Origin of the sequence: Streptomyces lasiicapitis, assembly GCF_014646335.1 — a bacterium.
Lineage (GTDB): Bacteria > Actinomycetota > Actinomycetes > Streptomycetales > Streptomycetaceae > Streptomyces > Streptomyces lasiicapitis.
In genome coordinates, this window is sequence record NZ_BMNG01000006.1 from 308,230 (window position 1) to 334,254 (window position 26,025).

23 protein-coding genes are annotated in these 26,025 nt (G+C 72.5%); 14 read left to right on the forward strand and 9 right to left on the reverse strand.

The window, feature by feature from the left end; genetic code table 11:
• Nucleotides 1-18: 18 nt before the first annotated feature.
• From IEY91_RS15500 to IEY91_RS15515, 4 genes are all read left to right on the forward strand, one after another.
• On the forward strand, nt 19-582 hold the full coding sequence (locus IEY91_RS15500) for a flavoprotein (RefSeq protein WP_189174497.1): 564 nt from the start codon (nt 19-21) through the stop codon (nt 580-582).
• Entirely contained in the window at nt 579-1,127 is a 549-nt protein-coding gene (locus tag IEY91_RS15505) for an NUDIX domain-containing protein (protein ID WP_189174359.1), read from the forward strand. Before IEY91_RS15500 ends, IEY91_RS15505 begins: the two co-directional genes overlap by 4 nt.
• A 178-nt stretch (nt 1,128-1,305) precedes the next feature.
• Complete coding sequence (locus tag IEY91_RS15510; RefSeq protein ID WP_164325512.1) at nt 1,306-2,802, forward strand: aldehyde dehydrogenase; 1,497 nt, start codon at nt 1,306-1,308, stop codon at nt 2,800-2,802.
• On the forward strand, nt 2,802-3,035 hold the full coding sequence (locus IEY91_RS15515; RefSeq protein ID WP_164325514.1) for a ferredoxin: 234 nt from the start codon (nt 2,802-2,804) through the stop codon (nt 3,033-3,035). Before IEY91_RS15510 ends, IEY91_RS15515 begins: the two co-directional genes overlap by 1 nt.
• Before the next feature lie 22 nt (nt 3,036-3,057).
• Here the strand turns inward: IEY91_RS15515 and IEY91_RS15520 are convergent, their stop codons facing one another.
• Nucleotides 3,058-3,702, reverse strand: a complete 645-nt coding sequence (locus IEY91_RS15520) for a TetR family transcriptional regulator (RefSeq protein WP_164325516.1) — start codon at nt 3,700-3,702, stop codon at nt 3,058-3,060.
• Between the two features lie 258 nt (nt 3,703-3,960).
• Here IEY91_RS15520 and IEY91_RS15525 point away from each other — a divergent pair, with 258 nt between their 5' ends.
• Genes IEY91_RS15525 through IEY91_RS15535 form a run of 3 tightly spaced genes read left to right on the forward strand, consistent with a single transcriptional unit; the run spans nt 3,961 to nt 7,339 of the window.
• Nucleotides 3,961-5,499, forward strand: a complete 1,539-nt coding sequence (locus IEY91_RS15525; protein ID WP_373287950.1) for a glycosyltransferase family 4 protein — start codon at nt 3,961-3,963, stop codon at nt 5,497-5,499.
• Nucleotides 5,493-6,269 carry a class I SAM-dependent methyltransferase gene (locus IEY91_RS15530; RefSeq protein ID WP_189174360.1) on the forward strand — a complete coding sequence of 259 codons (777 nt, stop codon included), beginning with the start codon at nt 5,493-5,495 and terminating at the stop codon, nt 6,267-6,269. The genes IEY91_RS15525 and IEY91_RS15530 overlap by 7 nt, the downstream gene beginning before the upstream one ends.
• Complete coding sequence (locus IEY91_RS15535) at nt 6,266-7,339, forward strand: prenyltransferase/squalene oxidase repeat-containing protein (protein WP_189174361.1); 1,074 nt, start codon at nt 6,266-6,268, stop codon at nt 7,337-7,339. The genes IEY91_RS15530 and IEY91_RS15535 overlap by 4 nt, the downstream gene beginning before the upstream one ends.
• Nucleotides 7,340-7,363: 24 nt before the next feature.
• On the opposite strand, the gene IEY91_RS15540 is transcribed toward IEY91_RS15535, so the two are convergent.
• On the reverse strand, nt 7,364-7,693 hold the full coding sequence (locus tag IEY91_RS15540; RefSeq protein WP_164325522.1) for a hypothetical protein: 330 nt from the start codon (nt 7,691-7,693) through the stop codon (nt 7,364-7,366).
• 173 nt (nt 7,694-7,866) lie between these two features.
• Here IEY91_RS15540 and IEY91_RS15545 point away from each other — a divergent pair, with 173 nt between their 5' ends.
• From IEY91_RS15545 to IEY91_RS15560, 4 genes are all read left to right on the forward strand, one after another.
• Nucleotides 7,867-8,391, forward strand: coding sequence for a hypothetical protein (locus IEY91_RS15545; RefSeq protein ID WP_189174362.1), 525 nt, complete (start codon nt 7,867-7,869; stop codon nt 8,389-8,391).
• A gap of 247 nt (nt 8,392-8,638) precedes the next feature.
• Nucleotides 8,639-9,925, forward strand: a complete 1,287-nt coding sequence (locus tag IEY91_RS15550; RefSeq protein ID WP_189174363.1) for a hypothetical protein — start codon at nt 8,639-8,641, stop codon at nt 9,923-9,925.
• A complete protein-coding gene (locus IEY91_RS15555; RefSeq protein WP_229696976.1) occupies nt 9,922-11,529 on the forward strand; it encodes a vWA domain-containing protein in 1,608 nt (535 codons plus the stop codon). Before IEY91_RS15550 ends, IEY91_RS15555 begins: the two co-directional genes overlap by 4 nt.
• The gene (locus IEY91_RS15560) at nt 11,516-12,304 is read left to right on the forward strand and encodes a hypothetical protein (RefSeq protein ID WP_189174364.1); all 789 of its coding nucleotides are present in this window, start codon (nt 11,516-11,518) and stop codon (nt 12,302-12,304) included. Before IEY91_RS15555 ends, IEY91_RS15560 begins: the two co-directional genes overlap by 14 nt.
• Nucleotides 12,305-12,380: 76 nt before the next feature.
• On the opposite strand, the gene IEY91_RS15565 is transcribed toward IEY91_RS15560, so the two are convergent.
• The 5 genes from IEY91_RS15565 to IEY91_RS15585 all read right to left on the reverse strand — a co-directional run bounded on the left by IEY91_RS15565 (nt 12,381) and on the right by IEY91_RS15585 (nt 18,239).
• On the reverse strand, nt 12,381-13,400 hold the full coding sequence (locus IEY91_RS15565; RefSeq protein WP_189174365.1) for an LLM class F420-dependent oxidoreductase: 1,020 nt from the start codon (nt 13,398-13,400) through the stop codon (nt 12,381-12,383).
• A gap of 116 nt (nt 13,401-13,516) precedes the next feature.
• The gene (locus tag IEY91_RS15570; protein ID WP_189174366.1) at nt 13,517-14,404 is read right to left on the reverse strand and encodes a hypothetical protein; all 888 of its coding nucleotides are present in this window, start codon (nt 14,402-14,404) and stop codon (nt 13,517-13,519) included.
• 237 nt (nt 14,405-14,641) lie between these two features.
• Nucleotides 14,642-15,649 (reverse strand): N-acetylmuramoyl-L-alanine amidase, encoded by a 1,008-nt coding sequence (locus IEY91_RS15575; RefSeq protein ID WP_189174367.1) that lies wholly within the window; start codon nt 15,647-15,649, stop codon nt 14,642-14,644.
• Nucleotides 15,650-15,670: 21 nt separating this feature from the next.
• The gene (locus tag IEY91_RS15580; RefSeq protein WP_164325532.1) at nt 15,671-16,321 is read right to left on the reverse strand and encodes a class I SAM-dependent methyltransferase; all 651 of its coding nucleotides are present in this window, start codon (nt 16,319-16,321) and stop codon (nt 15,671-15,673) included.
• 148 nt (nt 16,322-16,469) lie between these two features.
• Complete coding sequence (locus IEY91_RS15585; RefSeq protein WP_164325534.1) at nt 16,470-18,239, reverse strand: MFS transporter; 1,770 nt, start codon at nt 18,237-18,239, stop codon at nt 16,470-16,472.
• 279 nt (nt 18,240-18,518) lie between these two features.
• Here IEY91_RS15585 and IEY91_RS15590 point away from each other — a divergent pair, with 279 nt between their 5' ends.
• The 3 genes from IEY91_RS15590 (at nt 18,519) to IEY91_RS15600 (ending at nt 23,486) form a co-directional block, all read left to right on the forward strand.
• Nucleotides 18,519-20,756, forward strand: a complete 2,238-nt coding sequence (locus IEY91_RS15590) for an acyl-CoA dehydrogenase family protein (RefSeq protein WP_189174368.1) — start codon at nt 18,519-18,521, stop codon at nt 20,754-20,756.
• 27 nt (nt 20,757-20,783) lie between these two features.
• Nucleotides 20,784-21,977, forward strand: coding sequence for a lipid-transfer protein (locus IEY91_RS15595; RefSeq protein ID WP_189174369.1), 1,194 nt, complete (start codon nt 20,784-20,786; stop codon nt 21,975-21,977).
• Nucleotides 21,978-22,049: 72 nt separating this feature from the next.
• Nucleotides 22,050-23,486: a DHA2 family efflux MFS transporter permease subunit gene (locus IEY91_RS15600; protein WP_189174370.1), complete on the forward strand. Its 1,437-nt coding sequence runs from the start codon at nt 22,050-22,052 to the stop codon at nt 23,484-23,486.
• On the opposite strand, the gene IEY91_RS15605 is transcribed toward IEY91_RS15600, so the two are convergent.
• Together IEY91_RS15605 and IEY91_RS15610 are read right to left on the reverse strand one after the other, a co-directional pair.
• The gene (locus IEY91_RS15605; RefSeq protein WP_268240875.1) at nt 23,483-24,178 is read right to left on the reverse strand and encodes a response regulator; all 696 of its coding nucleotides are present in this window, start codon (nt 24,176-24,178) and stop codon (nt 23,483-23,485) included. The genes IEY91_RS15600 and IEY91_RS15605 overlap by 4 nt on opposite strands.
• Nucleotides 24,175-25,869, reverse strand: coding sequence for a sensor histidine kinase (locus IEY91_RS15610; protein ID WP_444545477.1), 1,695 nt, complete (start codon nt 25,867-25,869; stop codon nt 24,175-24,177). Before IEY91_RS15610 ends, IEY91_RS15605 begins: the two co-directional genes overlap by 4 nt.
• Nucleotides 25,870-26,025 lie beyond the last annotated feature (156 nt).

Below are 26,025 nucleotides of genomic sequence, written 5' to 3' on the forward strand. Positions count from 1 at the left end.
CCGACCGACCCGAGCGGCATGCCTCACTCGGCTGTCCCGGCCACCCCGGAGAAGAAGCCTTTCCTGTACGTCGTCGTCTGCGCGTGCGGCATCGCAGTCGAGGTCGGCAAGCTGATCGCGGCCGCGCAGGAACGCTGCTGGGACGTCGGGGTCATCGCCACCCCGCAGGGCCTGGGCTTCCTGGACACCGAGGCCATCCAGTCCCGGACGGGCCACCCGATCCGCTCCGCCTGGCGCACCCCCGGTGAGCCCCGCCCACTGCCACCGGCCGACGCCATCGCCGTAGCCCCGGCCACCTTCAACACGATCAACAAATGGGCCGCCGGAATCTCCGACACCCTCGCCCTGGGCATCCTCTGCGAGGCATACGGCATGGGCATCCCCACTGCAGCCCTCCCCTACCTGAACGCGGCCCAGGCCGCCCACCCCGCCTACCGGCAAAGCTTGGGGCGTCTGCGTGAGATGGACGTCCTGATCGGCACGTACGAGCCCCACGCGCCGAAGGTCGGCGGGGGAGCGGGCCGCTTCCGCTGGGAGGAGGCGCTGGACCTGCTGGAGCCGCGGCTCGTACGCCGGTCATGAGTACAGGTGAGGTGCGGCCTCCCTCTCCCGCCGACCCGGAGGCCTGGAACGCGTACCTCGCGGAGGGAAACGCCACCCAGCCGCGCAAGCGCGTCGCGGCGGACGTGCTGATCCGGGACGAGAGCGGGCGGGTGCTGCTCGTCAAGCCCACGTACAAGCCCGGGTGGGACCTGCCCGGCGGGATGGCCGAGGCCAATGAGCCTCCGCATGAGGCCGCCATGCGCGAGCTGGTCGAAGAGCTTGGTCTTGAACTCGCCCTGGGTGGGCTCCTGGTGGTGGACTGGGCGCCACCCCACGGGCCCTGGGACGACCAGCTTTGCTTCATCTTCGATGGCGGCGTTCTGGACGGTGTCCGGGCGGACGAACTCAGGCCCCGTGACGCGGAGTTGTCCGACGCTTCCTTCGTCACGGCAGCTGACGCTCAAGCCTTGCTGCGGCCCCGGCTCGCCCGGCGTCTCGACGTGGCGATCCGGGCCCTGGCGGCTGGGCTTCCCGAGTACCTGTACGACGGGACGTCGTACTCCCCTATGGCCCACGGGTTCTGAGTGCGCCCTCGATCGCCGGGTAACCGGCGGGTCGGGGGCGCCTCCGTGGCTGCCGTGGACTCCTTGAACTAGAACTGGTATCAGTTCTGAAATGGCGTCAGGGAACGTGACGTCAGGGAACAGACAGCGTCAGGAACCGGTGCCGGAACGACACGCGTCCCGCAGGAGGCAGTCAGCCATGACCGAGATCGTGGAGCACGGACAGCTGTTCATCGGTGGGGAGTTGACGGATCCCCTGGGGAAGGACGTCATCGAGGTTGTCTCGCCGCACAGTGGTGAGGTGTTCGCGCGGGTGCCGCATGCCTCGCCCGCCGATGTCGACCGGGCCGTCGGCGCCGCGCGGAAGGCGTTCGACGAGGGGCCCTGGCCGCGGCTGTCGCTGGAGGAGCGGATCGAGGTCGTCGGGAAGATCAAGGACGGGATCGGGGCGCGACACGAGGAGATCGCGCGGATCATCAGTTCCGAGAACGGGACTCCGTTCACCGCGTCCGTGATGGTGCAGGCGCTGTCCGCGATGATGGTGTGGGATGCGGCGATCACCACCGCGCGCGGGTTCAGTCATGAAGAGGCGCGGGACGGGGTGTTGGGGAAGATTCTTGTGCGGCGGGAGCCTGTTGGGGTGGTGGCGGCCGTCGTGCCGTGGAACGTTCCGCAGTTCACTGCTGCTGCCAAGCTCGCGCCCGCGCTGCTCGCCGGGTGCCCGGTCGTTCTGAAGACCTCTCCCGAGGCGCCGCTCGACGCGTATGTGCTTGCCGAGATCGCGGCGGAGGCCGGGCTGCCGGAGGGGGTGCTCTCGATCATCTCCGCCGATCGGGAGGTCAGTGAGTATCTGGTGGGGCATCCGGAGGTCGACAAGGTTTCGTTCACCGGGTCCGTCGCGGCCGGCAAGCGGGTCATGGAGGTCTGTGCGCGGAACCTCACCCGCGTCACGCTCGAGCTCGGTGGCAAGTCCGCCGCCGTGATCCTGCCGGACGCCGACGCTCCCGGTGCCGTGGCCGGCATCGTGCCCTTCGCCTGGATGATCAACGGCCAGGCCTGCGTGGCCCAGACCCGCATCCTCGTCCCGCGCTCGCGCTACGACGAGTTCGCCGAGGCCTTCGCCGCCGCCGCGTCCGCCCTGAAGGTCGGGGACCCGATGGATCCCGCCACCGAACTCGGGCCGTTGGTCGCGAAGCGGCAGCAGCGGCGGTCGCTGGACTACATACGGATCGGGCAGGAGGAAGGCGCCAAGATTCTCGCGGGGGGCGGTCGTCCGGCCGGGCTCGATCAGGGGTGGTACGTGGAGCCGACGCTGTTCGGCGGCGTCGACAACTCCATGCGCATTGCTCGTGAGGAGATCTTCGGGCCGGTTATTTGTCTGCTTCCGTACGGTGACGAGGACGAGGCCGTGCGGATCGCGAACGACTCCGAGTACGGGCTCAGCGGGAGCGTGTGGACCGGCGACGTCGAGCGCGGGCTCGGCGTGGCGCGCCGGGTGCGGACGGGAACGTACTCCGTGAACACCTTCAGCCTCGACATGCTCGGCCCCTTCGGCGGCTACAAGAACTCCGGCCTGGGGCGGGAGTTCGGGCCCGAGGGGTACGGCGAGTACTTCGAGCACAAGATGATCCATCTGCCGGTCGGGTACGAGCCGCCGAGCGTGGCGGGCGACGCGGGCGACGGGGGCGGTGCCTGATGGGCGACCGCTGGCACGTCGAGGTCGACCGGTCCGTGTGCATCGGCTCCGGCATGTGCGTGAACACCGCCCCGGACGGCTTCACCCTCGACTCCGCCCGCCAGTCGCACCCCACCCGGCCCGAGACGGACGCGGCCGAGAAGGTCCTGGAGGCGGCCGAGAGCTGCCCCGTCGAGGCCATCACGATCACGCTGCTCGGCAGCGGGGAGGTGGTGTTTCCCCCCGAGGACTAGCTGGAGAAGTCTCTTCGGGGGTCTACGCCGCGTCCGGCGCCGTCAGGTCGATCAGCCGGCACACCGTCTCGATGTCGATCTTGACCTGGGCGATCGAGGCGCGGCCCGAGAGCCAGGTGATCAGCGCGGAGTGCCAGGTGTGCTCGATGACCCGCACCGCGGAGAGCTGCGCGGGGGTGGGCTGGCCGTCCAAGCCCATGGCGTCCAGGATGATCGCCGTGGTGAGCCGCGAGACGGTGTCCACCTCCGGGCTCACCGACCGGTCGGCGAAGGTCAGGGCGCGCACCATCGCGTCCGCCAGGTGCGGCTCGCGCTGGAGCGCGCGGAAGGCCCGCATCAGGGTCTCGGCGACCCGCTCGGCGGGGGTCTCGCCGGCCGGGGGCCGCTTCCGCAGGGTGGTGTGCATGTGCTGGAGCTGGTCCTGCATGGTCGCGACCAGCAGGTGCACCTTCGACGGGAAGTAGCGGTAGAGCGTGCCGAGGGCGACGCCGGCGGCCTCGGCGACCTCCCGCATCTGGACGGCGTCGAAGCCGCCGCGGCTGGCCAGTTGGGCGCTGGCGTGCAGGATGCGGCGGCGGCGCGCCTCCTGGCGCTCGGTGAGGGGCGGCGACGCCGGATGCGCCGCCGACGACACGGCCGCTCCGGCCGCCTTCGCGTCAGCTGTCATAGTCCCGTCGCCCCGCCAGTCCCGTCAGCCGTCAGTGGTTGGTCAGCTCTGTTCCCGTCCATCGAGACCGCACAGCATGGCAGGGCGGCCGCCGTGGCGCGAATCACCTGATCCGGGCCTTCCAGCCCCGCTACCTGCCGGTAGATTCAACCGGGTCCGGCGATCAAGGGCGATCATCACGGGAACAAGTCTGAAACTTGTTCTAGATTACCGTCCCGGCGTAATCTCGCGGACAACTGAAGGCAGAAGGGGGCCAGAGTGACCGCTGAGGCCATGGAGGCGGGTCCCCTGCCGGGGGCGGTGCCGGGTGCGTCGCCGGAGCGCCCGCCGGGTGCGGCGGCCGACGGCGGCAGCCCGCTGCGCATCGCGCTCCTCACGTACAAAGGGAACCCGTTCTGCGGCGGCCAGGGTGTCTACGTACGGCATCTCTCCCGCGAGCTGGTCCGCCTCGGCCACCGCGTCGAGGTCATCGGCGCGCAGCCGTACCCCGTGCTCGACGAGGGCGAGGACCTGCGCGGGCTCAGCCTGACCGAGCTGCCGAGCCTGGACCTCTACCGCTCCCCGGACCCCTTCCGCACCCCCAAGCGCGACGAGTACCGCGACTGGATCGACGCGCTCGAAGTCGCGACGATGTGGACCGGCGGCTTCCCCGAACCCGTCACCTTCAGCCTGCGGGCGCGCCGCCATCTGCGCGCCCGGCGCGGCGAGTTCGACGTCGTGCACGACAACCAGACGCTCGGCTACGGCCTCCTCGGCGACCTGGGCGCGCCGCTGGTGACGACCATCCACCACCCCATCACCGTGGACCGCCGCCTTGAGCTGGACGCCGCGCCCGACTGGAAGCGCCGGGCCTCGGTGCGCAGGTGGTACGCGTTCACGCGGATGCAGAAGCGGGTGGCGCGCCGTCTGCCCTCCGTCGTCACCGTCTCCGGTACGTCGCGTCAGGAGATCGTCGACCACCTCGGCGTCCGGCCGGACCGGATCGACGTCGTCCACATCGGCGCCGACACGGACCTCTTCTCGCCGGACCCGTCGGTCGCGGAGGTGCCGGGGCGGATCGTCACGACGTCCAGCGCCGACGTACCGCTGAAGGGTCTCGTCCACCTGGTCGAGGCGCTCGCGAAGGTGCGTACGGAGAATCCGGCCGCGCACCTCGTCGTCGTCGGCAAGCGCGCGGAGGACGGGCCGGTGGCCGCCGCGATCGAGCGGTACGGCCTCGGCGGTGCCGTCGACTTCGTCAAGGGCATCACCGACGAGGAGCTCGTCGACCTCGTGCGGTCGGCGCAGATCGCCTGTGTGCCTTCTCTGTACGAGGGGTTCTCGCTGCCCGCCGCGGAGGCGATGGCCACGGGTACGCCGCTGCTCGCCACGACCGGCGGGGCGATCCCGGAGGTCGCCGGGGCCGACGGGGAGACGTGTCTGGCCGTTCCGCCCGGCGACCCGGAAGCGTTGGCCTCCGGCCTGAACCGGCTGCTCGGTGACCCTGAACTGCGGGGTCGGCTCGGCGCGGCCGGGCGGGAGCGGGTGCTTGCGAAGTTCACCTGGGCCCGCGCCGCGGAGGGCACGGTGGCCCAGTACCGGGAGGCGATCGCCCGCTCCGCGGGCCGGGGTTCCTCCGGCCGCTCCGCGGCCCGTGGCCTTGACCGCTCCGCGGCCGGGGTCTCCGGTCGCTCCGCGACCCCTGCATCCGGCCGCTCCGCGGCCCAACAAGACCCCGGTCCCACGCCCGGCCCCAGACAAACCCCCAACACCCCCGCCCTGGCGCCCACGCCCGAAGGAAGCAGGACCCCGTGCTGACCGTCGACTTCACCCGTTTCCCGTTGGCCCCGGGGGACCGGGTCCTCGACCTGGGCTGCGGGGCCGGGCGGCACGCCTTCGAGTGCTATCGGCGCGGGGCGCAGGTCGTGGCGCTCGACCAGAACGGTGAGGAGATCCGCGAGGTCGCCAAGTGGTTCGCGGCGATGAAGGAGGCGGGTGAGGCCCCCGCGGGCGCGACGGCCACCGCGATGGAGGGTGACGCGCTCAACCTCCCCTTCCCCGACGAGTCGTTCGACGTCGTGATCATCTCCGAGGTGATGGAGCACATCCCCGACGACAAGGGCGTGCTCGCCGAGATGGTGCGGGTCCTGAAGCCGGGCGGCCGGATAGCGGTGACGGTGCCGCGCTACGGCCCGGAGAAGGTGTGCTGGGCGCTCAGCGACGCGTACCACGAGGTCGAGGGCGGCCACATCCGCATCTACAAGGCGGACGAACTCCTCGCGAAGATGCGGGAGTCGGGCCTCAAGCCCTACGGCACCCACCACGCGCACGGCCTGCACTCCCCGTACTGGTGGCTGAAGTGCGCGTTCGGCGTCGACAACGACAAGGCGCTGCCCGTGCGGGCGTACCACAAGCTCCTCGTCTGGGACATCATGAAGAAGCCGCTGGCGACGAAGGTCGCCGAGCAGGCCCTCAACCCGCTGATCGGCAAGAGCTTCGTGGCGTACGCGACGAAGCCGCACCTGCCCCGCACGGACACCCGCACGGACGCCCAGAGCCCGGCCGTCGACGCGAAGGCCGGGGCGTGACGATTCCCGAGCGCACCGAACACCTGGTCCTGCCGGGCGTTCTGACGGCCGATCAGGCGGCGGCGACGGTCCGCGGCATCCTCGCGGTGCAGCGCGAGGACGGCGCGATCCCGTGGTTCCGCGGCCACCACCTCGACCCCTGGGACCACACCGAGGCCGCCATGGCCCTGGACGCGTCCGGCGAGCACGAGGCCGCCGCCCGCGCCTACGAGTGGCTGGCCCGGCACCAGAACACGGACGGCTCCTGGTACGCGGCGTACGCCGACGGCGACGCGGACGCCGTCACCGACCGCGGCCGCGAGACCAACTTCTGCGCGTACGTCGCCGTCGGCGTCTGGCACCACTACCTGAGCACCGGCGACGAGGCGTTCCTCGACCACATGTGGCCGGTGGTCGTGGCGGCCGTCGAGTTCGTCCTGGCGCTGCAGCAGCCCGGCGGCCAGATCGGCTGGAAGCGCGAGCCCGACGGCACCCCGGTCACCGACGCGCTCCTCACCGGCTCCTCCTCCATCCACCAGGCGCTGCGCTGCGCGCTCGCCCTCGCGGAGCTGCGCGACGACCCGCAGCCGGACTGGGAGCTGGCGACGGGCGCCCTCGCGCACGCGATACGCCGCCACCCCGAGCGGTTCCTCGACAAGGACCGCTACTCGATGGACTGGTACTACCCCGTCCTCGGCGGCGCGCTCACAGGACCGGAGGCCAAGTCCCGCATCGAGGAGGGCTGGGACCGCTTCGTCGTCCCCGGCCTCGGCGTCCGCTGCGTCGACCCCAACCCGTGGGTGACCGGCGGCGAGAGCGCCGAACTCGCCCTGGCGCTCTGGGCGTTGGGCGAATCCGACCGGGCCCTGGACGTCCTCAGGTCCATCCAGCACCTGCGCGACCCCGAGTCCGGCCTGTACTGGACGGGCTACGTCTTCGAGGACGCCGCGATCTGGCCCGTCGAGCTCACGACGTGGACGGCGGGCTCGCTGCTGCTCGCGGTGGCGGCGCTCGGCGGGGACGAGGCGACGTGCGGGGTGTTCTCGGGGGCGGAGCTGCCGACGGGGCTTGACCCGGACTGCTGCGAGTAGCCCGCCGCAGGCACTGAGGTCCGCTCAGTACCTGCGCAGGCGGCCCGCGACGAGGTGGCCCACGACGGCGTACACGACCGCCGCGAGGCCGTAGCCGGCGACGACGCGGGCCCATCGCTCGTCGAACGTGAACAGGTCGTGCGACCAGCCCGCCAGCCACCTGGCGGCGTCGTGCACGACCTGCACCAGGTCGTTGGAGCGGTTCGCGTCGAGCAGATCCATCAGGATCCACAGGGCCAGGATGCCGGCCGCCACGTCCGCGACGAGCACGATGACCTTGGCCGCTCCGTCACTGCCCTTGGTGGCGCCTTGAGTGGTGCCTTTGGTGGTGGTTCGTGGGTGTCGGGGGGACATGCGGGGCGGGTACCTGGGCTGCGGCCGTTGAAACCCGGACGGGCCCGTCCGGGTGGCGGGGCGGCGGGGGCCGGGTGAGGCTGCGTGCGGGGGAGCCGTCCGTCCCCGCCCCCTCCGGGAGGTCACCCGTGCATCCCCCACCCGTGCGTCCCTCCGCGGCCGCGGTACGCCGCGTGTTCGTTCCACGCGCGTTCGTTCCGCTCCTGCTGTGCTGCGCCCTGCTCTTCGGTACGGCGGCCTGCGGCGGGGACTCCGACGCCTCGCCGTCCGCGACCAGTTCCGCGGAGCGGCAGAAGTTCGCCAAGACGCGGTTCGTCGCCAACGCGGGGCTTGCCGCCGGGGCCACGTACCAGTGGATCGTGAAGCCCTACCGCGACGGCCGGTTCAAGTCCGGCGCGGACGGGCGCAGGTTCGCCCTCGTCAAGGCGGGGCTCGCCGGGGCGTTCACGTACAACCGCCTGAAGGCGGCGCTGCGCAACGCCAAGGGGGATCCGACGCTGGCCAAGGCGGTGGCGCCGTTGGCGGCGGGGGTGGAGGCCCTGAAGGACCTCCCGTCCAAGCTGCGCAAGGGGGACTCCACGGAGGCTGTGGTGGGGTCGTTCGACGGGGCGATCAACTCGGTGAAGGATGCGGGGCGCTCCGCGGGCGCCGAGGTCAAGGACAAGGTGCCGTCGGCGGGGGAGCTGGCGAAGGGCTGAGGCGGGGCCCTGCCGGGGGCTCCCCGATCCCGCCCCTTCCCGTAACCAGGGGGCTGCCGCCCCCGGACCCCCGCTATCGGCGCTCCGCGCCTCGTCCTCAAACGCCGGACGGGCTAGATCTGGCTATCTGGGGCAACATCTGACAGCCCGTCATTCTCCTCTGGTTCACGTGGAGTTACCCCCTCCGCAGGGAAGGCGTTGCCGTCGTCGCCGATGATCCTGCCCCCGCCACAGGCAGGAGCCACCGGTGCCAGAAGACAGCAGACCCTCCACCGAAGAACCCCGCCTGACCACAAGCCGCCCCGCCCGCCGTCGCACCCGTCACCCCCGCCACATCATCGCGGCAACCCCCCTGGCCCTGGCGGGCCTCCTCGCGCTGCTCGTGTCGGGCAACTCCCTGCGCCCCTTCGAGCGGATCACGACGATCGACGGCAAGATGGCGTCGAAGTCGGACTACTTCAAGGACCCGGAGGTCCAGCGGCTGCTGCTGAAGCACGGGATCCGGGTGGACATACACCGCCTCGGCTCGCGCGGCATCGCGACGCAGTCGCTGCGCGGGATGGACGTGGTGTTCCCGTCGGGCCAGCCCGCGGCGAAGCTGATCATGCAGCGGCAGCAGCGCTCGGTGCGCACGGCGCGGCCGTTCGTGACGCCGCTGGTGCTCGGTACGTTCAGGGACTACGCGAAGACGCTGGAGGCGGCGGGCGTGGCGCGCCCGCAGCGGGCCGCGGGCGGCGGCGAGACGCTGTACTACGACCTCGACATGAAGAAGTTCCTGAATCTGATCGAGGGTCGGAAGACCTGGAACGGGATCGACTTCGCGGAGCACAGCAACCGCAGCAACGCGGGCCGCGTCCTCGTCCGCACCTCCAGCGTCTGCGAATCCAACGCGGCGGGGACGTACTTGAGCATCCTCGCGTTCGTGGAGAACGACAATCAGGCGCCGGGCACTGAGCGCGACCGGCACAAGCCTGCGGGCAGCGGTGGCGGAGCCGCCTCCGACCCGGTCCTCGACGTCGCCCAGCAGGTCAAGCCCCTCATCAACCTCCAGGGCATGGCCGCCGACGAGCAGGCCGACAGTTACTTCTCCGACGAGGGCGAGTCCATAGCGCCGGTCTCCCTCATTTACGAGCACCAGTTCCTGAAGCACCAGGTCGACCACCAGAAGAAGCGCGGCAAGCAGGACAGCAGGCGGGTGCTGCTCTATCCGTCGCCGCACGCCCTCACCGAGCCGGAGCTGATCTCCCTCGGCGAGCAGGGCGACCGCCTCACCGAACTGATGGAGTCCGACGCCGCCCTGCGCAGGCGCGCCATCGAGCTGGGCTTCCGGGTCCGGTTCTCCGGCGAGGACGGGACGAGCGAGCAGCTCAACGCGTATCTGCGCGAGCACGAGGTGCAGGTGCCGACGCCGAACCCGGACCAGACGAAGGCGGACGCCCCCGACCTGGACGCGCTGGAGCGCATCATCAACTACGTGGGCTCCTGCCCGCCCGCGGGCCAGGGCGACGACGAGGACGACGAGGGCGACGAGTGAGCCCACGCCGCCATCCGGCCCCACCGCGCCGCCGCCGCGAACCAGTGCTCGCCCTCTGCCTGCTCCTCCTCGCCGCCGCCACCCTCACCGCCTGCACCGACGACAAGGACCACCGCACCCTGCGCGTCCTCGCCAGCCCCGAACTCGCGGACGTCGAGCCGCTGTTGAAGGAGCTGGAGGACGACACCGGCGTCGAGCTGAAGATGGAGTACAAGGCCACCGCCGACCTCTCCGGGCCGCTCGGCTCCTACGACCTCGCCTGGCCCGCATCCGACCGCTCCTATTTGCTGCGGCAGCAGGAGAAGGGGGAGCGGACCGCCCGGCCCGAGTCCACGGCCATCATGCGCTCGCCGGTCGTCGTGGGCCTGGCCCGTGCGGTCGCGGACCGGCTGCGCCGCGGCGTCCCCGGCGGGCGGCTGTCCTGGGCGGACATCGCCGACGCCGCCGCCGACGGCACCCTGCGCTTCGGCATGGCCGACCCGCGCCGCAGCGACACGGGCCGCGCCGCACTCGTGGGCGTGGCCACCGCGGCGGCGGGCACCGGCGGCGCACTGCGCGCCAAGGACGTGTCCTGCGACCGGCTGCGTGGCTTCCGCTCCGGCCAGACCCTCACCGGCGCCAGTTCCCGCGAACTGATCGACACCTACGTACGCCGCCAGAGCGCCGCCGACGCGCTCATCGCGCACGAGTCGGAGCTGCTCACCCTGAACGCGGCAGGGAAGCTGAAACAGCCCCTGGAGATCGTCCACCCCCAGGACGGCATGGTCCTGTCCGACTTCCCGCTGATGCTGCTCGACGCGGGCGAACACAAGGCGTACCGCAAGGCCGTCGACTGGCTGCGCCGTGACGACGTACAGAAGAAGCTGATGGAGCGGACCTGGCGGCGGCCGGTCGGGCCGGACGTGCCGCGGCCCGCGAAGCTGCGCGCCGAGATCGGCAACGCGCTCTCGTACCCCGACCAACTCGCCGTCGTCGAGCGGCTGATGGAGAACTACGGTTCCACCGGCGGCAGCGGGCGTTCCGCCGCGGGCGACCACGTCGTCTTCCTGCTCGACTTCTCCACGTCGATGCGCGGGCGGCGGATGGCGGACCTGCGCGCCGCGTTCGCCGATCTGAGCGGCGCGGATCCGACGGCGGCGGGCAAGTTCGCCCGGTTCTACCGGGGCGAGCGCCTGACGGTGGTGCGGTTCGCGGGCCGGGTGCTTCAGGAACGCACCGTGACCGTGCGCGGGGACGGGGACCTGAAGGCCCTCAACTCCTTTGTGGGCAAGGGGGGTTTCGGGGACGACACGGCTGTCTGGTCGGCGCTCGGGCGCGGCTACGACGTCGCGGCCGGAGCTGTCGCCGACCACCCCCGCCAGCCCCTCTCCATCGTGCTGATGACGGACGGCGAGAACAACGCGGGCCTGTCGTACGGGGAGTTCAGGCGTCGGCACGCCCGGCTCGACGCCGCCGCGCGTGACGTGCCCACCTTCCCCGTCCACTTCGGCGAGGCCGACGCCGGTGCGCTGCGGCGCGCCGCCGACGCGACCGGCGGGCGCATGGTGGACGCCAACTCCTCTTCCCTCTCCCAGGCGTTCAAGGAGATCCGTGGGTGTCGTTGACGGCAAGTGGTGGGACCTGTGGTGGCCGTGGATGACGGTCTGGCTGGCCACGGCGGTGTGTGTGGGCGTGCTCGCGCGGTACGCCGTGGTGCGGTGGGCGCTCGGGCGGCCGGGGCGCGGGCGCGCGGCACGGCGCCGCCGCACCTTCCACGGCATGTGCTTCTACCTGCACGAACAGCGCGTCATGGACCTCTACCAGACGGGCGGCTTCTCGGCGGCCCTGGAGCAGGAGGTGGCCGACCGCACCAATGTGACGTCCGGGTTCGGGCTTTGGGCGAAGTTCACCGGCGCGGCGGGCGGCAAGGCGCACCGGGACGTGACGAAGGAACGCTTCACCACCTACGTACAGCAGAACACCCCGATCACCGTGATCGGCCTGCTCATGGACACGATGCGGCGCGAGGACGCCGTCGTGCACGCCGACCTCACCACCGGCCGGCTCGTCCCCAACCGCTCTCTCGCCGACGCCCTGCGCGACAGCGACGACGACGGGGTGGCGCTGAGTGCCGTCATGTCCGAGTTCGTCTCCGTGACCGGCCGCTTCACGGCCCGCCGCGTCGGCGGCGACGAGGTCGTCCTGCGCGCCCGCTACGGCAGCGGCGACCCGCCCGCCCACGTCCGCGTCACCTGCGCCGCCGACGGCATCCGCGAGGAGTTCCTGCACGAGGACGACTACTTCAGCGGCGAATTCCAGGCCCGCTGCCTGGGCAAGGTCCGCACGTGGAACCGGGAGGCGGGCGAGCTGACGCTGGACGCGGTGGCGATCTTCCGCTGAGGCTGCTTCGTCCGTACGTCGATGAGGGGGCGTACGTCGACGAGTGGGCGTACGCCTGTGAAGTGGGCCGTAGCGTCTAGGAGTTGAGGTCGGCGAGCGTGCGCAGGGTGTGCGGGTCGGTGGCGAGCACCAGCAGGTCCGTCACCGGGCCCTTGCGCCACAGCTCAAGCCGTTCCGCGATGCGCGCACGCGGCCCGACCAGCGAGATCTCGTCGGCGAACGCGTCCGGCACGGCGAGCACGGCCTCCTCGCGGCGCCCCGCCAGGAACAGCTCCTGCACGCGCCGCGCCTCCTCCTCGTACCCCATGCGCCCCATCAGGTCGGCGTGGAAGTTACGGGCCGCGTGCCCCATGCCGCCGATGTAGAACCCGAGCATGGCCTTGACGGGCAGCAGCCCCTCGCCCACGTCGTCGCACACCGTGGCCCGCACCAGGGGCGCCACCATGAACCCCTCCCGCAGACCACCGTCGCCGCCGAGCGACGCCTCGTACACGTCGGTCCGCGTGGGCGACCAGTACAGCGGCAGCCACCCGTCCGCGATCCGCACGGTCTGCGCGACGTTCTTGGGACCCTCGGCGCCCAGCAGAATGGGCAGATCGGCACGCAGCGGATGAGTGATCGACTTGAGCGGCTTGCCGAGCCCGGTCCCGTCGTTGCCCGCGTACGGCAGCGGGTGGAACCGCCCGTCCACGGCCACAGGCCCCTCCCGCCGCAGCACCTGCCGTACGACATCGACGTACTCCCGCGTAGCGGTGAGCGGCGACTTGGGGAACGGCCTGCCGTACCACCCCTCCACCACCTGTGGCCCCGAAAGCCCGAGGCCGAGCAGGACGCGCCCGCCCGAGAGGTGGTCGAGGGTGAGGGCGTGCATGGCGGTGGTGGTGGGCGACCGGGCAGCCATCTGCGCCACGGCCGTACCGAGCCGTATCCGCGAGGTGTGCGCGGCGATCCACGTCAACGGCGTGAACGCGTCCGACCCCCACGCCTCCGCCGTCCACACGGAGTCGTACCCGAGCCGCTCGGCCTCCCGCGCGAGCGCCAGCCGCTCCGGGTCGGGCCCGCGCCCCCAGTACCCGAGTGCAAGACCGAGCCGCATGCGCCCTCCTCGGTACGTACGGAACTGACGCAACGTCAGATGCCTGTCGCCGCCCGGACTGTACGGCAACGGCCCCCCGCCCGGAAGGGCGAGGGGCCGTGTGCGCGAGGAAAGGATCAGCCGCGCTGGATGCCCGTGGTGTCCTGCAGCACGCCGCGACGGCCGTCCTGCGTCTGGGCCACCAGGCTCTGGCCGCGCTGCTCCACGGCCAAGTACCAGGTGCCGGGGGCCAGTTCCGCGATGGGGGTCGGCGAGCCGTCCTCCGGGTAGAGCGGGCGCGGCACCGGGACGGCGAACCAGAACGGCGAGAAGTCCGCGGCGGGAGCGCCGGCCTGCTGCGCCTGCGCGGGCGGCGGGGTCTGGCCGCCACCCTGCGGCTGACCGCCGAAGGACTGCTGCGGCTGGCCCGGCTGGGCGCCGTAGGGCTGGCTCGGCTGACCGGGCTGGCCCTGCGCGCCCGGGTAGCCGTAGCCACCCTGCGGCTGGCCGCCGTAGGGCTGCGGGGCCTTGGGGCCCGCAGCGCCCGCGAGGGGGGCCTTGAGGGCGGGGACGATGTTCGTGGCGACCGCGGCGGCGGCCATGGCCAGCGTGGCGATCAGGCCGAGGATCAGGCCCATGCCGGCGTCGGGGGACTCGGCGCCACCGCCGCTGCCGCCGAATTGCCTGCCGAGCTGCTCGAAGAGGAAGCCGAACGACTGGTCCGTGTCGAAGATCGCGCCGAGCGAGCTCCACGCGGCGGCGATGGTGAAGACGACGCCGACCTGTCCCAGGTCGAGGCCGACGACCTTGCGCTGTCCCATGCCGCGGCCCACGACGATGAGCGCGGCGCCGATGACGCCGAGCAGGTACACGCTCATCAGCAGGTTGCCGTTGTCCCAGGCGATCGGCAGCTTGTCGCTGTCGGAGCCGTCGGAGTCAAAGGTGTCGAGGAACGACGCGATGAAGAGCAACACCGCTGCTCCGATCACCACGCCGTCGCCTCGAGTGAGGGAGCGGAAATTCACTTCAGGTCCTTCGTCAGTCGTCTCGTTGGTGGAGGCGTCGCTGCCGCCGTATTCGCGGTCGTGTCGCGGTGTGCGTAGCGCGGGGGTGGCCCCTCATCGTACGGAGGACACTATCGCTCGCTCAGCCGGGGTGTCTGCTTGAGATAAAGATCGTCACGCAGTGAAGATCTGCCAGTTGCCGTCCCGTGACGCGAGGGGATGCCGTTCCTGTGACGTGCGGGGACATACCTACCCGCACTACCCCCGCAGGAAGCTCTCGATCCCGTCCGACAGGCCCTGGGCCGCCTTCTGGCGCCAGGGGCCGGAGGTCAGCAGGGCCTCGTCCTTGGGGTCGCGCATGTTGCCGCACTCGATGAACACCTTGGGAACCTTGGACAGATTGAGGCCGCCGAGGTCGCGGCGGACGTCGAGGCCGGTGCCGTCGCCCACGTAGTTGGAGGGGGCGCTCTTGGTGGCGCTCAGGAACTTGCCCGCGATGCGTTCGCCCAAGTCCCGGGAGGGACCGACGATCGCGGAGGTGTCCGCGGCGCCGCCCTTCACGGAGGCGGGCAGGATGACGTGGAAGCCGCGGTTGCCGACGGCGGAGCCGTCCGCGTGCAGGGAGATCACGGCGTCGGCCCGCGCCTCGTTGCCGATGCGGGCGCGCTCGTCGACGCAGGGGCCGAAGGGGCGGTCGGCGTTGTGCGTGAGACGGACCGTGGCGCCCTGCCGGTGCAGCAGGTCGCGCAGGCGGTGGGCGAGGTCGAGGGTGAACCGGGCTTCCGTGTAACCGTTGTTGGTCGACGTGCCCGTGGTGTCGCATTCCTTGGAGTTCGTGCCGATGTTCACCTGGCGGTTGATCTCGGCGGTGTGCTTGAAGTTGCCCGGGTTGTGCCCGGGGTCCACCACGACGACCTTGCCCTTGAGGGGGCCGGACGCGGCGGGGCGGCCGCCCGCGGTGGGGTCGGCGGACGGCTTCGGGTCGTCGTCCGCGGGCTTGGACTTCGACGGTTTCGCGGACGCCCCGGGCTTGCCGGACCTGCTCGCGTCCGCGCTCGGCTTCGAGGGCGAACCCTGCTCCGAGCGGCTCGCCGACGGCAGGGTTCTGGCCGGTTTTCCGCTGTCGGACTCGCTCGCGGAGTCCCAGATGAGATAGCCGGCGAGACCGCCGGGCACCAGCACGGCGAGGGCGACCGCGAGCGGGCGGCCACCGCGGAAGCGGCGGGGCGGGCGCGGTGGATGACTGTCCGGACCTACGTACGACACGGGGCGAGCCTATCCGCGCCGTCAGACGACCGCGCCGGTTCGGCGCAGGACGCGCAGTGAGTCCGTGGCCGAGATCTCCGTGAATGCCCCGGAATCCAGGGCCCGGAGGTAGATCCGGTACGGGGCCTGCCCGGTCCACTCGTCCACCGGATCGGGGAACACGTCGTGGATGACGAGCAGCCCGCCCTCGGCGACGTGCGGCGCCCACCCCTCGTAGTCCGCGACCGCGTGCTCGTCGGTGTGGCCGCCGTCGATGAAGACGAAGGCGAGCGGAGTGTTCCACAGGGCCGCCACCTGCGGGGACCTGCCCACGACCGCGATGACGTGGTCCTCCAGGCCGGCCCGGTGCAGCGTCCTGCGGAACGTCGGCAGCGTGTCCATGCGGCCGACCTGAGGGTCGACGGTGTCCGGGTCGTGGTAGTCCCAGCCGGGCTGCTGCTCCTCGCTGCCCCGGTGGTGGTCGACCGTGATCACACTCACACCGGCGGCGCGGGCCGCGTCCGCGAGCAGCAGGGTGGAGCGGCCGCAGTACGTGCCGATCTCCATCAGGGGCAGCCCGAGCGCGGCCGCCTCGGCCGCCGCCGCGTACAGGGCGAGGCCCTCCTTCACGGGCATGAAGCCCTTGGCGGCCTCGAAGGCGTCGAGAACGTCCGGCGCGGGCTCGGCGGCCATGGGTTCCTCCTCGGGGCGGGCGCGTGGCGGCCCGCGTGGTGCGAACGGGCCCGCGAGTTCAGGACGCGCGGGCGCCTCATCGTGCACCACACCCCCGTCATGGGGGGTGACGGGGGTGTGGTGGTTCAGGGGGAGTGGGCCCAGGGCCTCAGGCCAGGACTTCGCTGTCGCCCGGCAGCGCCAGGTTCACCTCGACCGGCCGCTCCCCGCCGGGGTGCGCCGCCGACATGGCGTGCGGCGCGTGCCCCGCGGCGGTCGCGGCGAGTACGTAGGCGCCGTCGGCGGGGACTTCGAGGGCGTACCGGCCCTCGCCGTCCGTCAGCGCGGCGCCCGCCTGGCGGCCGCGGTGGTCGATCAGCGTGACCTTGGCGCGGGCGAGCGGCGCGCCCGACGGGGCGAGCACCCGCCCCTGGAAGCCGCCGAGCGCCCGCACGGCCTGCTCGGCCCGTTCCAGGTTGGCTTCTTCCTCGCTGCTCGCCCGCAACTGCGTCTTCTGTTCCGCCGGCGCCCGGTCGCGGCCCGGCAGGAACAGCGCGAGCAGCAGCCCGATCGCGACCGCGCCGGTGGCGATGAGGAAGGAGGTGCGGAAGCCCTCCATGGTCGGTACGTCGACGGGGCCCGCGTGCGTGGCGGTGTTGGCGAGCACCATGCCGATCACGGCGCTCGACACCGACGTACCGATGGAGCGCATCAGGGTGTTGAGGCCGTTGGCCGCGCCCGTCTCGGACGCGTCGACGGCGCCGATGATCAGGGCGGGCAGCGAGGAGTAGGCGAGGCCGATGCCCGCGCCGACGATCACCGCGATGACGATGGTCTGCCAGGCGGCGCTCATCAGGCCGAGGCCCGCGCCGTAGCCGATCGCGATGATCAGCAGGCCGAGGATCAGGGTGATCTTGGGGCCGTACTTCGACGACAGGCGCGCGTAGATCGGCGCGGTGAACATCATCGTCAGGCCGAGCGGCGCCACGCACAGACCCGCGACGACCATGGACTGGCCGAGGCCGTACCCGGTGGACGAGGGCAGCTGCAGGAGCTGCGGCAGGACGAGGGAGATGGCGTAGAAGGCGACGCCGACCATGATCGAGGCGAGGTTGGTGAGCAGCACCTCGCGCCGCGCGGTGGTGCGCAGGTCGACCAGCGGGGCCTTGAGGCGCAGCTCCATCACGCCCCACAGGAGCAGGACGACGGCGGAGGCCGCGAAGAGGCCGAGGGTCAGGCCCGAACTCCAGCCCCAGTCACTGCCCTTGGTGATGGGCAGCAGGAACAGCACGAGCCCGGCGGACAGACCTAGCGCGCCGGCCACGTCGAACGTGCCCTGCGCGCGCAGCGGGCTCTCCGGTACGAGGAAGACGATGAGCAGCATCGCGATCACGCCGAGGCCCGCGGCGCCGAAGAACAGCGCGTGCCAGTCGGCGTGCTGGGCGACCAGGGCGGCGACCGGCAGGGCGAGTCCGCCGCCCACGCCTATGGACGAGCTCATCAGGGCCATCGCGGAGCCGAGCTTCTCGCGCGGCAGCTCGTCGCGCATCAGGCCGATGCCGAGCGGGATGGCGCCCATCGCGAAGCCCTGCAGCGCGCGGCCGACGATCATCACGAGCAGGTCGTCGGTGAACGCGCAGACCAGGGAGCCGACGACCATCACGGCGAGGCTGGTGAGCATCATCCGCCGCTTGCCGAACAGGTCGCCGAGACGGCCCATGATCGGCGTCGAGACCGCGCCCGCGAGCAGGGTCGACGTCATGACCCAGGTCGCGTTGGACGGCTCGGTGCCGAGCAGGGTCGGCAGATCCTTGATGACGGGGACGAGCAGCGTCTGCATGACGGCGACGACGATGCCCGCGAAGGCGAGGACGGGGACGACACCGCCGATGCCGCGCGCTGCGCGGTCACCGCGGGGGTGGGTCGTCGCTTGGGACATGGGGGTGCGGCCTCCGGGACGAAGGGGCTGATGGCGTGGCTGGTGGCGTAGCGGTGGCACCGAGAGCGGCGGCGGGTGGTCCACCCGCAGGTACATGCAAGATGAACCTGTATCCCGGGGCTACTATTCCGACGCCCGTCGAACTAGAAGAACTCTTGAACCTCTTGACCTCTCATTGACCTCGGTCGCCCACTCCTGGGTCCTCATCTGACCTTCCGTCAGATTGGAACGTGTTCTAGTCTGGCGCCGTTCCGGCAGCGGCTACCGGCAGGGGTGCGCATGGGCATCGGAATCACGCCAGAACAGCGGGAGTTGGCCGCGGCGGTGCGCGGCTGGACGGCCCGGGACGCACCGCCCGAGACGGTGCGCAAACTGCTCGACGCCCCGCCCGGCACGGGTGGCGCGCCCGCCCACTGGGACGGCCTGGCCGCGCAGGGGCTGCTCGGCGTCCATCTGCCCGAGGAGTACGGCGGCGGGGGCGGGAGCCTGCTCGACCTCGCCGTCGTCCTGGAGGAGGCGGCGCGGGCGGCGCTTCCGGGGCCGTACGCGGCGAACGCGCTGGCCGCGGCTGTGCTGCATCGCGCGGGGGCGCGGGAGCTCGCGGCGGATCTTGCGAGCGGGGTGCGGGTGGGGGCGGTGGCGCTGGGGGCGGGGGCGGTGCGGGCTGTCGAGGTGGCGGGTGCGGGGGAGGGGCCGGGCTCAGGTGCGGGCCCGGCTGCGTACGGCTCCGACCTGGTCCTCGACGGCACCGCCCCGCCCGTCCTGTCCGGCGCCGACGCCGACCTCCTGATCCTCGCGGCCCGTTCCGCCCGCGGCACGGTGTGGGCCGCCGTGGACGCGGCGGATCTGACCGTACGTACACACGAGAGCGCCGACCCGACCAGGCCCACCGCCGAGGTGACCGCGCACGCGACGCGCGTCCCGGCGGCGCGGGTGCTGGCCCTCGGCCCGGCGGACGTGGCCGACCTCGCGGCCGTGGTGTTCGCGGCGGACGCGTGCGGCACGGCCGCGTGGGCGCTGCACACGGCTACCGAACACGCCAAGGTGCGCGAGCAGTTCGGGCATCCCGTCGGCCGCTTCCAGGGCGTCAAGCACCTGTGCGCGGACATGCTGGTGCGCCTGGAGCAGGCGCGGGCGCTGACGTGGGACGCGGCGCGGGCGGCGGACGAGACGGAGGCGTCGTACGAACGCGAGGCCCCCGAAGCCCGCTCCCTCGTCTGCGCCCTCGCCGCCGCCACCGCCCTCGACGCCGCCCACTCCTGCGCCAAGGACTGCGTACAGATCCTCGGCGGCATCGGCTTCACCTGGGAGCACGACGCGCACCTGTATCTGCGGCGGGCCCTGGTGGCGCGGCAGTTGCTCGGGGCCGGGGACGCGCACCGGCTGCGCGCGGTGCGGCTCGCGGAGGCGGGGGCGCGGCGGGAGCTGCGGGTGGAGCTGCCCCCGGAGGCGGCGGCGTACCGCGCCGAGGCCCGTGAGGTGATCGCCCGCGCCCGCGGCCTCGACCCCGCGGCGGCCCGCCGCGCCCTCGCCCCCACCGGTCACGCCGCCCCGCACCTGCCGCCCCCGCACGGCCTGGGCGCCGACCCCGTCCAACAGCTCGCCGTCCAGCGGGAGTTGGCGGACGCCGGGGTGCGCCTGAGCGACCTGGGCATCGGCACCTGGGTGGTGCCTTCACTGATCGCGTACGGCACCGAGGAGCAGCGGGAGCGCCTCCTCGGGCCGACGCTGAGCGGGGAGCTGCTGTGGTGCCAGCTGTTCAGCGAGCCGGAGGCGGGCTCGGACCTGGCGGCGCTGCGGACACGGGCGGAGCGCGCCCCCGACGGCTCCTGGCGGATCACCGGGCAGAAGGTGTGGACGAGCGCGGCCCAGTGGGCGGACCACGGCATCCTGCTCGCCCGTACGAATCCGGAGGCCCCCAAGCACAAGGGCCTCACCTACTTCCTCGTCGACATGAAGAACACCCCGGGCATCGACATCCGCCCGCTGCGCGAGATCACCGGCGACAGCCTCTTCAACGAGGTGTACTTCGACGACGTACGCCTGCCCGCCGACGCCGTGGTGGGCGCCGTCGACGCGGGCTGGAAGGTCGCCCGCCACACCCTCGGCAACGAACGCGTCCACATGGCCGACCAGTTGACCTTCGACACCGGCCTGGAGTCGCTGCTCGCCCGCGCGCCGGGCCTGGACGGCGCGACCCGCGCCCGCGTCGGCGCGCTCGCCGCCGAGGCGCACGCGCTGGCCTGCATCGCCCTGCGCACGACCGCGCGGCAGGTGGCGGGCGCGGAGCCGGGCGCGGGCGCCTCGGTGCGCAAGCTGCTGCAGACCACGCACCAGCAGAAGGTGGCCGAGCTTGCCCTCGAACTCCTGGGCCCCGAGGGCGCGTTGCGCGAAGGCCCGGCCGAGCGCGCCGTCCACGGCTTCCTCCTCTCGCGCTGTCTGACCATCGCGGGCGGCACCACCCAGGTCCAGCTCAACGTCGTGGCCGAACGCATCCTCGGCCTGCCCCGGGACTGAACCCACCCATCCGAAGGAGCCCCAGCGGTGAAGAGCTACATCGTCGGTGTCGGCATGACGAAGTTCGAGAAGCCCGAGACCCGGGACTGGCAGTACTGGGACATGGCGAAGGAGGCGGGCACCGCCGCCCTCGCGGACGCCGGGATCGCGTACGAAGACGTGGAGCAGGTCGCGGCCGGCTACTGCTTCCAGGCCTCGACGGCCGGCCAGCGCGCCGCGTACGAACTGGGCCTCACCGGAGTGCCGGTCTACAACGTCAACAACAACTGCGCCACGGGCTCGACGGCGCTGATGCTGGCCAGGCAGATCGTCGAGGGCGGCGGATCCGACTGCGTGCTGGCCCTGGGCTTCGAGAAGATGAAGCGCGGCGCGCTCGGCTCGGGCGGGGACGGCGACTTCGCGACCTCACCCGTGGCCCGGCACTACGGCGTGATGGCCGCCCGGCACGGCTTCGAGGCGACACCGCCCACGGCCCAGATCTTCGGCAACGCGGCCCGCGAGCACATGGAGCGGTACGGCACGACGCCCGCGCAGCTCGCCGCGGTCGCCGCGAAGAACCACACCCACTCCGCCGACAACCCGAACGCCCAGTTCCAGGACGTGTACAGCGCCGACGACATCCTTGCCGCGAAGCCCGTCCACGCCCCGCTCACCAAGCTCCAGTGCTCCCCGACGTCGGACGGCGCGGCGGCGGTGCTCGTGGTGTCCGAGGCGTTCGTGGAACGGCGCGGCCTCGCGGACCGGGCGGTGGAGATCACCGCGCAGGCCATGACGACGGACACGGCGGAGTCCTTCGCGTCCGGCTCCTGCATCGACGTCGTGGGCCTGCCCATGTCCAGGGCCGCCGCACGGCAGGCGTACGAAGCCTCGGGCCTCACCGCCGCCGACCTCGACGTCATCGAGCTGCACGACTGCTTCTCCATCAACGAACTCCTCACCTACGAGGCCCTCGGCCTGTGTGACGAGGGCGACTCCGGCAAGCTCGTGGAGTCGGGCGCGACGACGTACGGCGGTCGCTGGGTGGTGAACCCCTCCGGCGGCCTCATCTCCAAGGGCCACCCGCTCGGCGCCACGGGCCTCGCCCAAGCCGCCGAACTCACCTGGCAGTTGAGGGGCGAGGCGGGCCCGCGCCAGGTGCCGGGGGCGCGGGTGGGGCTCGCGCACAACATCGGGCTCGGCGGGGCCGCGGTGGTGACGCTGCTCACGCGGCCGAGGACCTAGGTCCCGGGACCCAAGCCCCTGCCGCTTTTTTCCGATGTACGGGCCATGAGTCGTGCTGTCAGCATGGGGCCCATGCTGCAGACCCCCGCCGACACCCCGACCTCCCGGATACCCGGCCGCACCGCACCGCCCACCTGGCTCGTCGTGGCCGCCGCGTGCGCCGGACAGTTCCTCGTCGTCCTCGACGTGTCCGTCGTGAACGTGGCACTGCCGTCGATGCGCGCCGACCTCGGGCTGAGCGCCACGGGGCTGCAGTGGGTGGTGAACGCGTACTCCATCGCCTTCGCCGGGTTCATGCTGCTCGGCGGGCGTGCCGGGGACCTGTTCGGGCGGAAGCGGATGTTCCTGGTGGGGCTCGGCCTGTTCACGCTGGCCTCGCTGGTCGGCGGGCTCGCGCAGGAGGGCTGGCAACTGCTCCTGGCGCGGGCGGTGCAGGGGCTCGGGGCCGCCGTGCTGGCGCCCTCGACCCTGACGATCCTGACGTCCGCCGTGCCGGAGGGGGCGGCCCGGGTGCGGGCCATAGCCACCTGGTCCGCCGTCGGCGCGGGCGGCGGCGCCGCGGGCGGACTCGTCGGCGGCGTGCTCACCGACGGCCTCTCCTGGCGGTGGGTGCTGCTCGTCAACGTACCCATCGGCGTCCTCGTCCTCGCCGCCGGGATGCGCTGGATCAGCGAGAGCCGCGCGGCCACCGCGCGCCGCCTCGACCTGCCGGGCGCCGTCCTCGTCACCGGCGGCATCGCCACCCTCGCGTACGGCATCGTGCAGACCGAGGTGGAGGGCTGGACCGCCGCCACGACCCTGGTGCCGCTGGCCGTCGGCGCCGCCCTGATCGCGGCCTTCCTCCTCGTCGAGGCGCGCTCCAAGGTGCCGCTGATGCCGCTCAAGCTGTTCCGCGTGCGCTCGGTGTCGGCCGCCAACGCCACGATGTTCGTCTGCGGCATGGGCATGTTCGCCATGTGGTTCTTCATGACCCTGTACGCCCAGAACGTGCTCGGCTACAGCCCGCTGGAGGCCGGGCTCGCCCTCATCCCCAGCTCGGTGAGCGTCGTCGTCGGCTCCAAGGTCGCGCCCCGGCTGATGCGGGTCATGGGGGCGCGCGGCGTCACGGTCGTCGGTGTCCTCGTCGCCGCCGTCGGCTTCGTGTGGCAGTGGCAGGTGCTCGACGCCAGTGGGGCGTATGTCACCTCGATCATGCTGCCCGGCATCCTCATGATGCTCGGCGCGGGACTGGCCGGGACGCCTCTTGCCTCCCTCGCCACCAGCGGCGCCGACCCCGGCGACGCGGGCCTGGTCGCCGGACTCATCAACACCTCCCGCACGATGGGCGGTTCCCTCGGCCTCGCCGTCCTCTCCACCATCGCCGCCTCCCGCACCGGCGAACGCCCCGGCACCCACGCCCTCGCCGAGGGCTACGCGCAGGCGTTCCTGTGGGGCGCGGTGTTCCTGGTGGTGGCGGTGGGGGTGGTGCTGCTCGGGATGCCGCGGGCGGGGCGTGAGGCCGAGGACTAGGTCGTTTCGGTTGCTTCGGTCGCTTCGCCAGGGCGTTCCGCCGCGAGCACGAGGATCGCGATCTGTACGCGGTTCTCCAGGCCGAGCCTGGTCAGGATGCGGTTGACGGTGCTCTTGACCCCGGCTTCGGTGAGGCCGAGGGAGGCGGCGATCCGCGCGTTGGAGAGGCCGCGGGCGACGAGTTCCGCGACGTCGCGTTCGCGCCGGGTGAGCGCGTCCAGCGGGTCACCGCCCGACAGCAGTGGCGGCGGCAGGTCGGAGAACGTCCGGATCAGCCGTCGCGTGACCGTCGGCGCGAGCATCGACTCGCCCGCCGCGACCACTCCGATCGCCTCGACGAGCAGTTCCGGCGTGGTGTTCTTCAGGAGGAACCCGCTGGCCCCGGCGCGCAGCGCGGCGTGCACGTACTCGTCCAGGTCGAACGTCGTCAGGACCAGCACGCGGGGGCGCGGCACCTCCGGGTGCGGCCAGTCGCGGACGATCCGCGCGGTCGCGTCGACGCCGGTCATGCCGGGCATCCGTACGTCCATCAGGACCACGTCCGGGCGCAGTTCGTAGGCCGCCTCGACGGCCCGCGCGCCGTCCGCCGCCTCGCCCACCACCTCGACGTCCGTACGCCGCAGCATCGCCCGCAGCGCCGTCCTGACCAGCTCCTGGTCGTCCACGGTCAGCACCCGCACCGGCCGCTTCACCGGCCGCCCTCCAGCGCGTACGCACCGCTGTGCTGTGGAGGGAACGTGGCCACGACCCGCCAGCCGCCGTCCGCGACCGGCTCCGCGAGGAGCGTGCCGCCGAACAGCGCGGTGCGCTCACGCATGCCGACGAGGCCGAGCCCGGACCCGGGCATCGGACGGCGGTCCGGCGCGGGCGCCGCGTTCTCCACCGTGACGGTCAACCGGCCGTTCCAGCAGGACAGTTCGACGCGGACGGGGACGGCGCCCGCGTGTTTGCGTACGTTCGACAGCGCCTCCTGCACGACGCGGTACGCCGAGACCTGCACGGCGGGCGGCAGCTCCGTCACCGGCCCGGTCACGGCGAGCGCGACGGGGCAGCCCGCCGCCCCGGACTCGCCGGTCAGCTGTTCCAGGTGGCGCAGCGAGGGCTGCGGGAGCGGCGCCCCCGACACCGGCCCCGTACCCCCGGAACCCCCGGCGCCGCTCTCCGGCGGCAGGTCCGCGAGCAGTTGGACCAGGCCGCGCATCTCGTCCAGGGCGGTGTCCGCCGCCTCGCTGATCGCGGCCACCCCCTGACCTGCGGCGTGCGTGTCGTCCGGGAGTACGACGGTGACCGCGCGGGCCTGCAGGGCGATGGCGCTGACGTGGTGGGCCACCAGGTCGTGCAGATCGCGGGCGATCCGCGCGCGCTCGGCGGTCACCGCGCGCCGGGCGCTCACGCGCTGTTCGGCGCGGAGCCGTTCGGCGAGGTCGCGCAGGCGCGCGGCGTCCTCGTGCAGTCGGCGCCGTGACCAGCCGAGGAGCCATGCTGCGGCGGCCAGTCCTGCGGCCACCAGGTAGTCGGCGGGGCCGAGCGGGACGGCGGTGTCGGCCGAGGAGTACACGTTCAGCCGGCCGTCGGCCAACTCCGGGGCGAGCAGCGCCGCGGTGAGCACGACGGGAGCGAGGAGGCTGCGCGGCGCGGGCGTGTGCCGGGCCACCGAGTAGCAGGCCAGGAACACGGACTGGGCGTTGTCACCGGCGGGGTCGAGCAGGTCGCCCACCAGATAACAGGCCGCCGTCGCGCCCAGCGCGAGCCCCGGACGCGTACGCCGCCACACCAGCGGGACACACGCCCCGACGAGCAGCCCGACGGCGACGGCGGACGGGCCGACTCCGTCGGGCCAGGGCTGGTCGAGGCGGAGGAGCACGGCGATGACGGTGAAGGCGGCGGCGAGGAGTACGTCGGCGGGGCGTCCGGCGAGTCTGCGGCGCAGGGCGGCGGCGGCCGCCTGTAGGGACCGGACGCGTGCCCGTGCGGAACTGGGCGGTGTCCGAGGGGAATTGGACGGTGTCCGTGGAGAGTCGGCCGACGCCGGTGCGGATGCGGGCGGTGCCTCTGCGGAACCGGGCGGCGCCGGTGTGGAACCGGGCGGTGCCTCGGCGGAACGGGCCGACGCTTGCACGGAACCGGGCGGAGCCTCGGTGGAACGGGCCGACGCCGGTGCGGATGCGGGCGGTGCCTCTGCGGAACCAGCCGACGCCGGAATGGAACTGGGCAGCGCCTCTGCGGAACCGGCCGACGCCTGTACGGAACCGGCCGACGCTGGTGCGGAACCGGGCAGCGCGCCGACGAAACGGGGTGGCTCCCCTGCGGAACCGCGCGGCGACGCCCGTACGAACCGTACGGACCAGTCCGTACCGCGCCGCCCCCACCAGCCCTCAGCCATGCCCGCTCCCGTCGCCGTCCCCGCCCCGCCCGCCGCGCGGGTCTTCGCCCTGGCGGCGCCCAGCCGCCCCGCCGCCAACGTACGACCAGCGGTCTCGCAAGACGCAGCACACGGAACGAAAGTTGCCCCGACGTCCCCTCCCGGCGGGCGACGCCG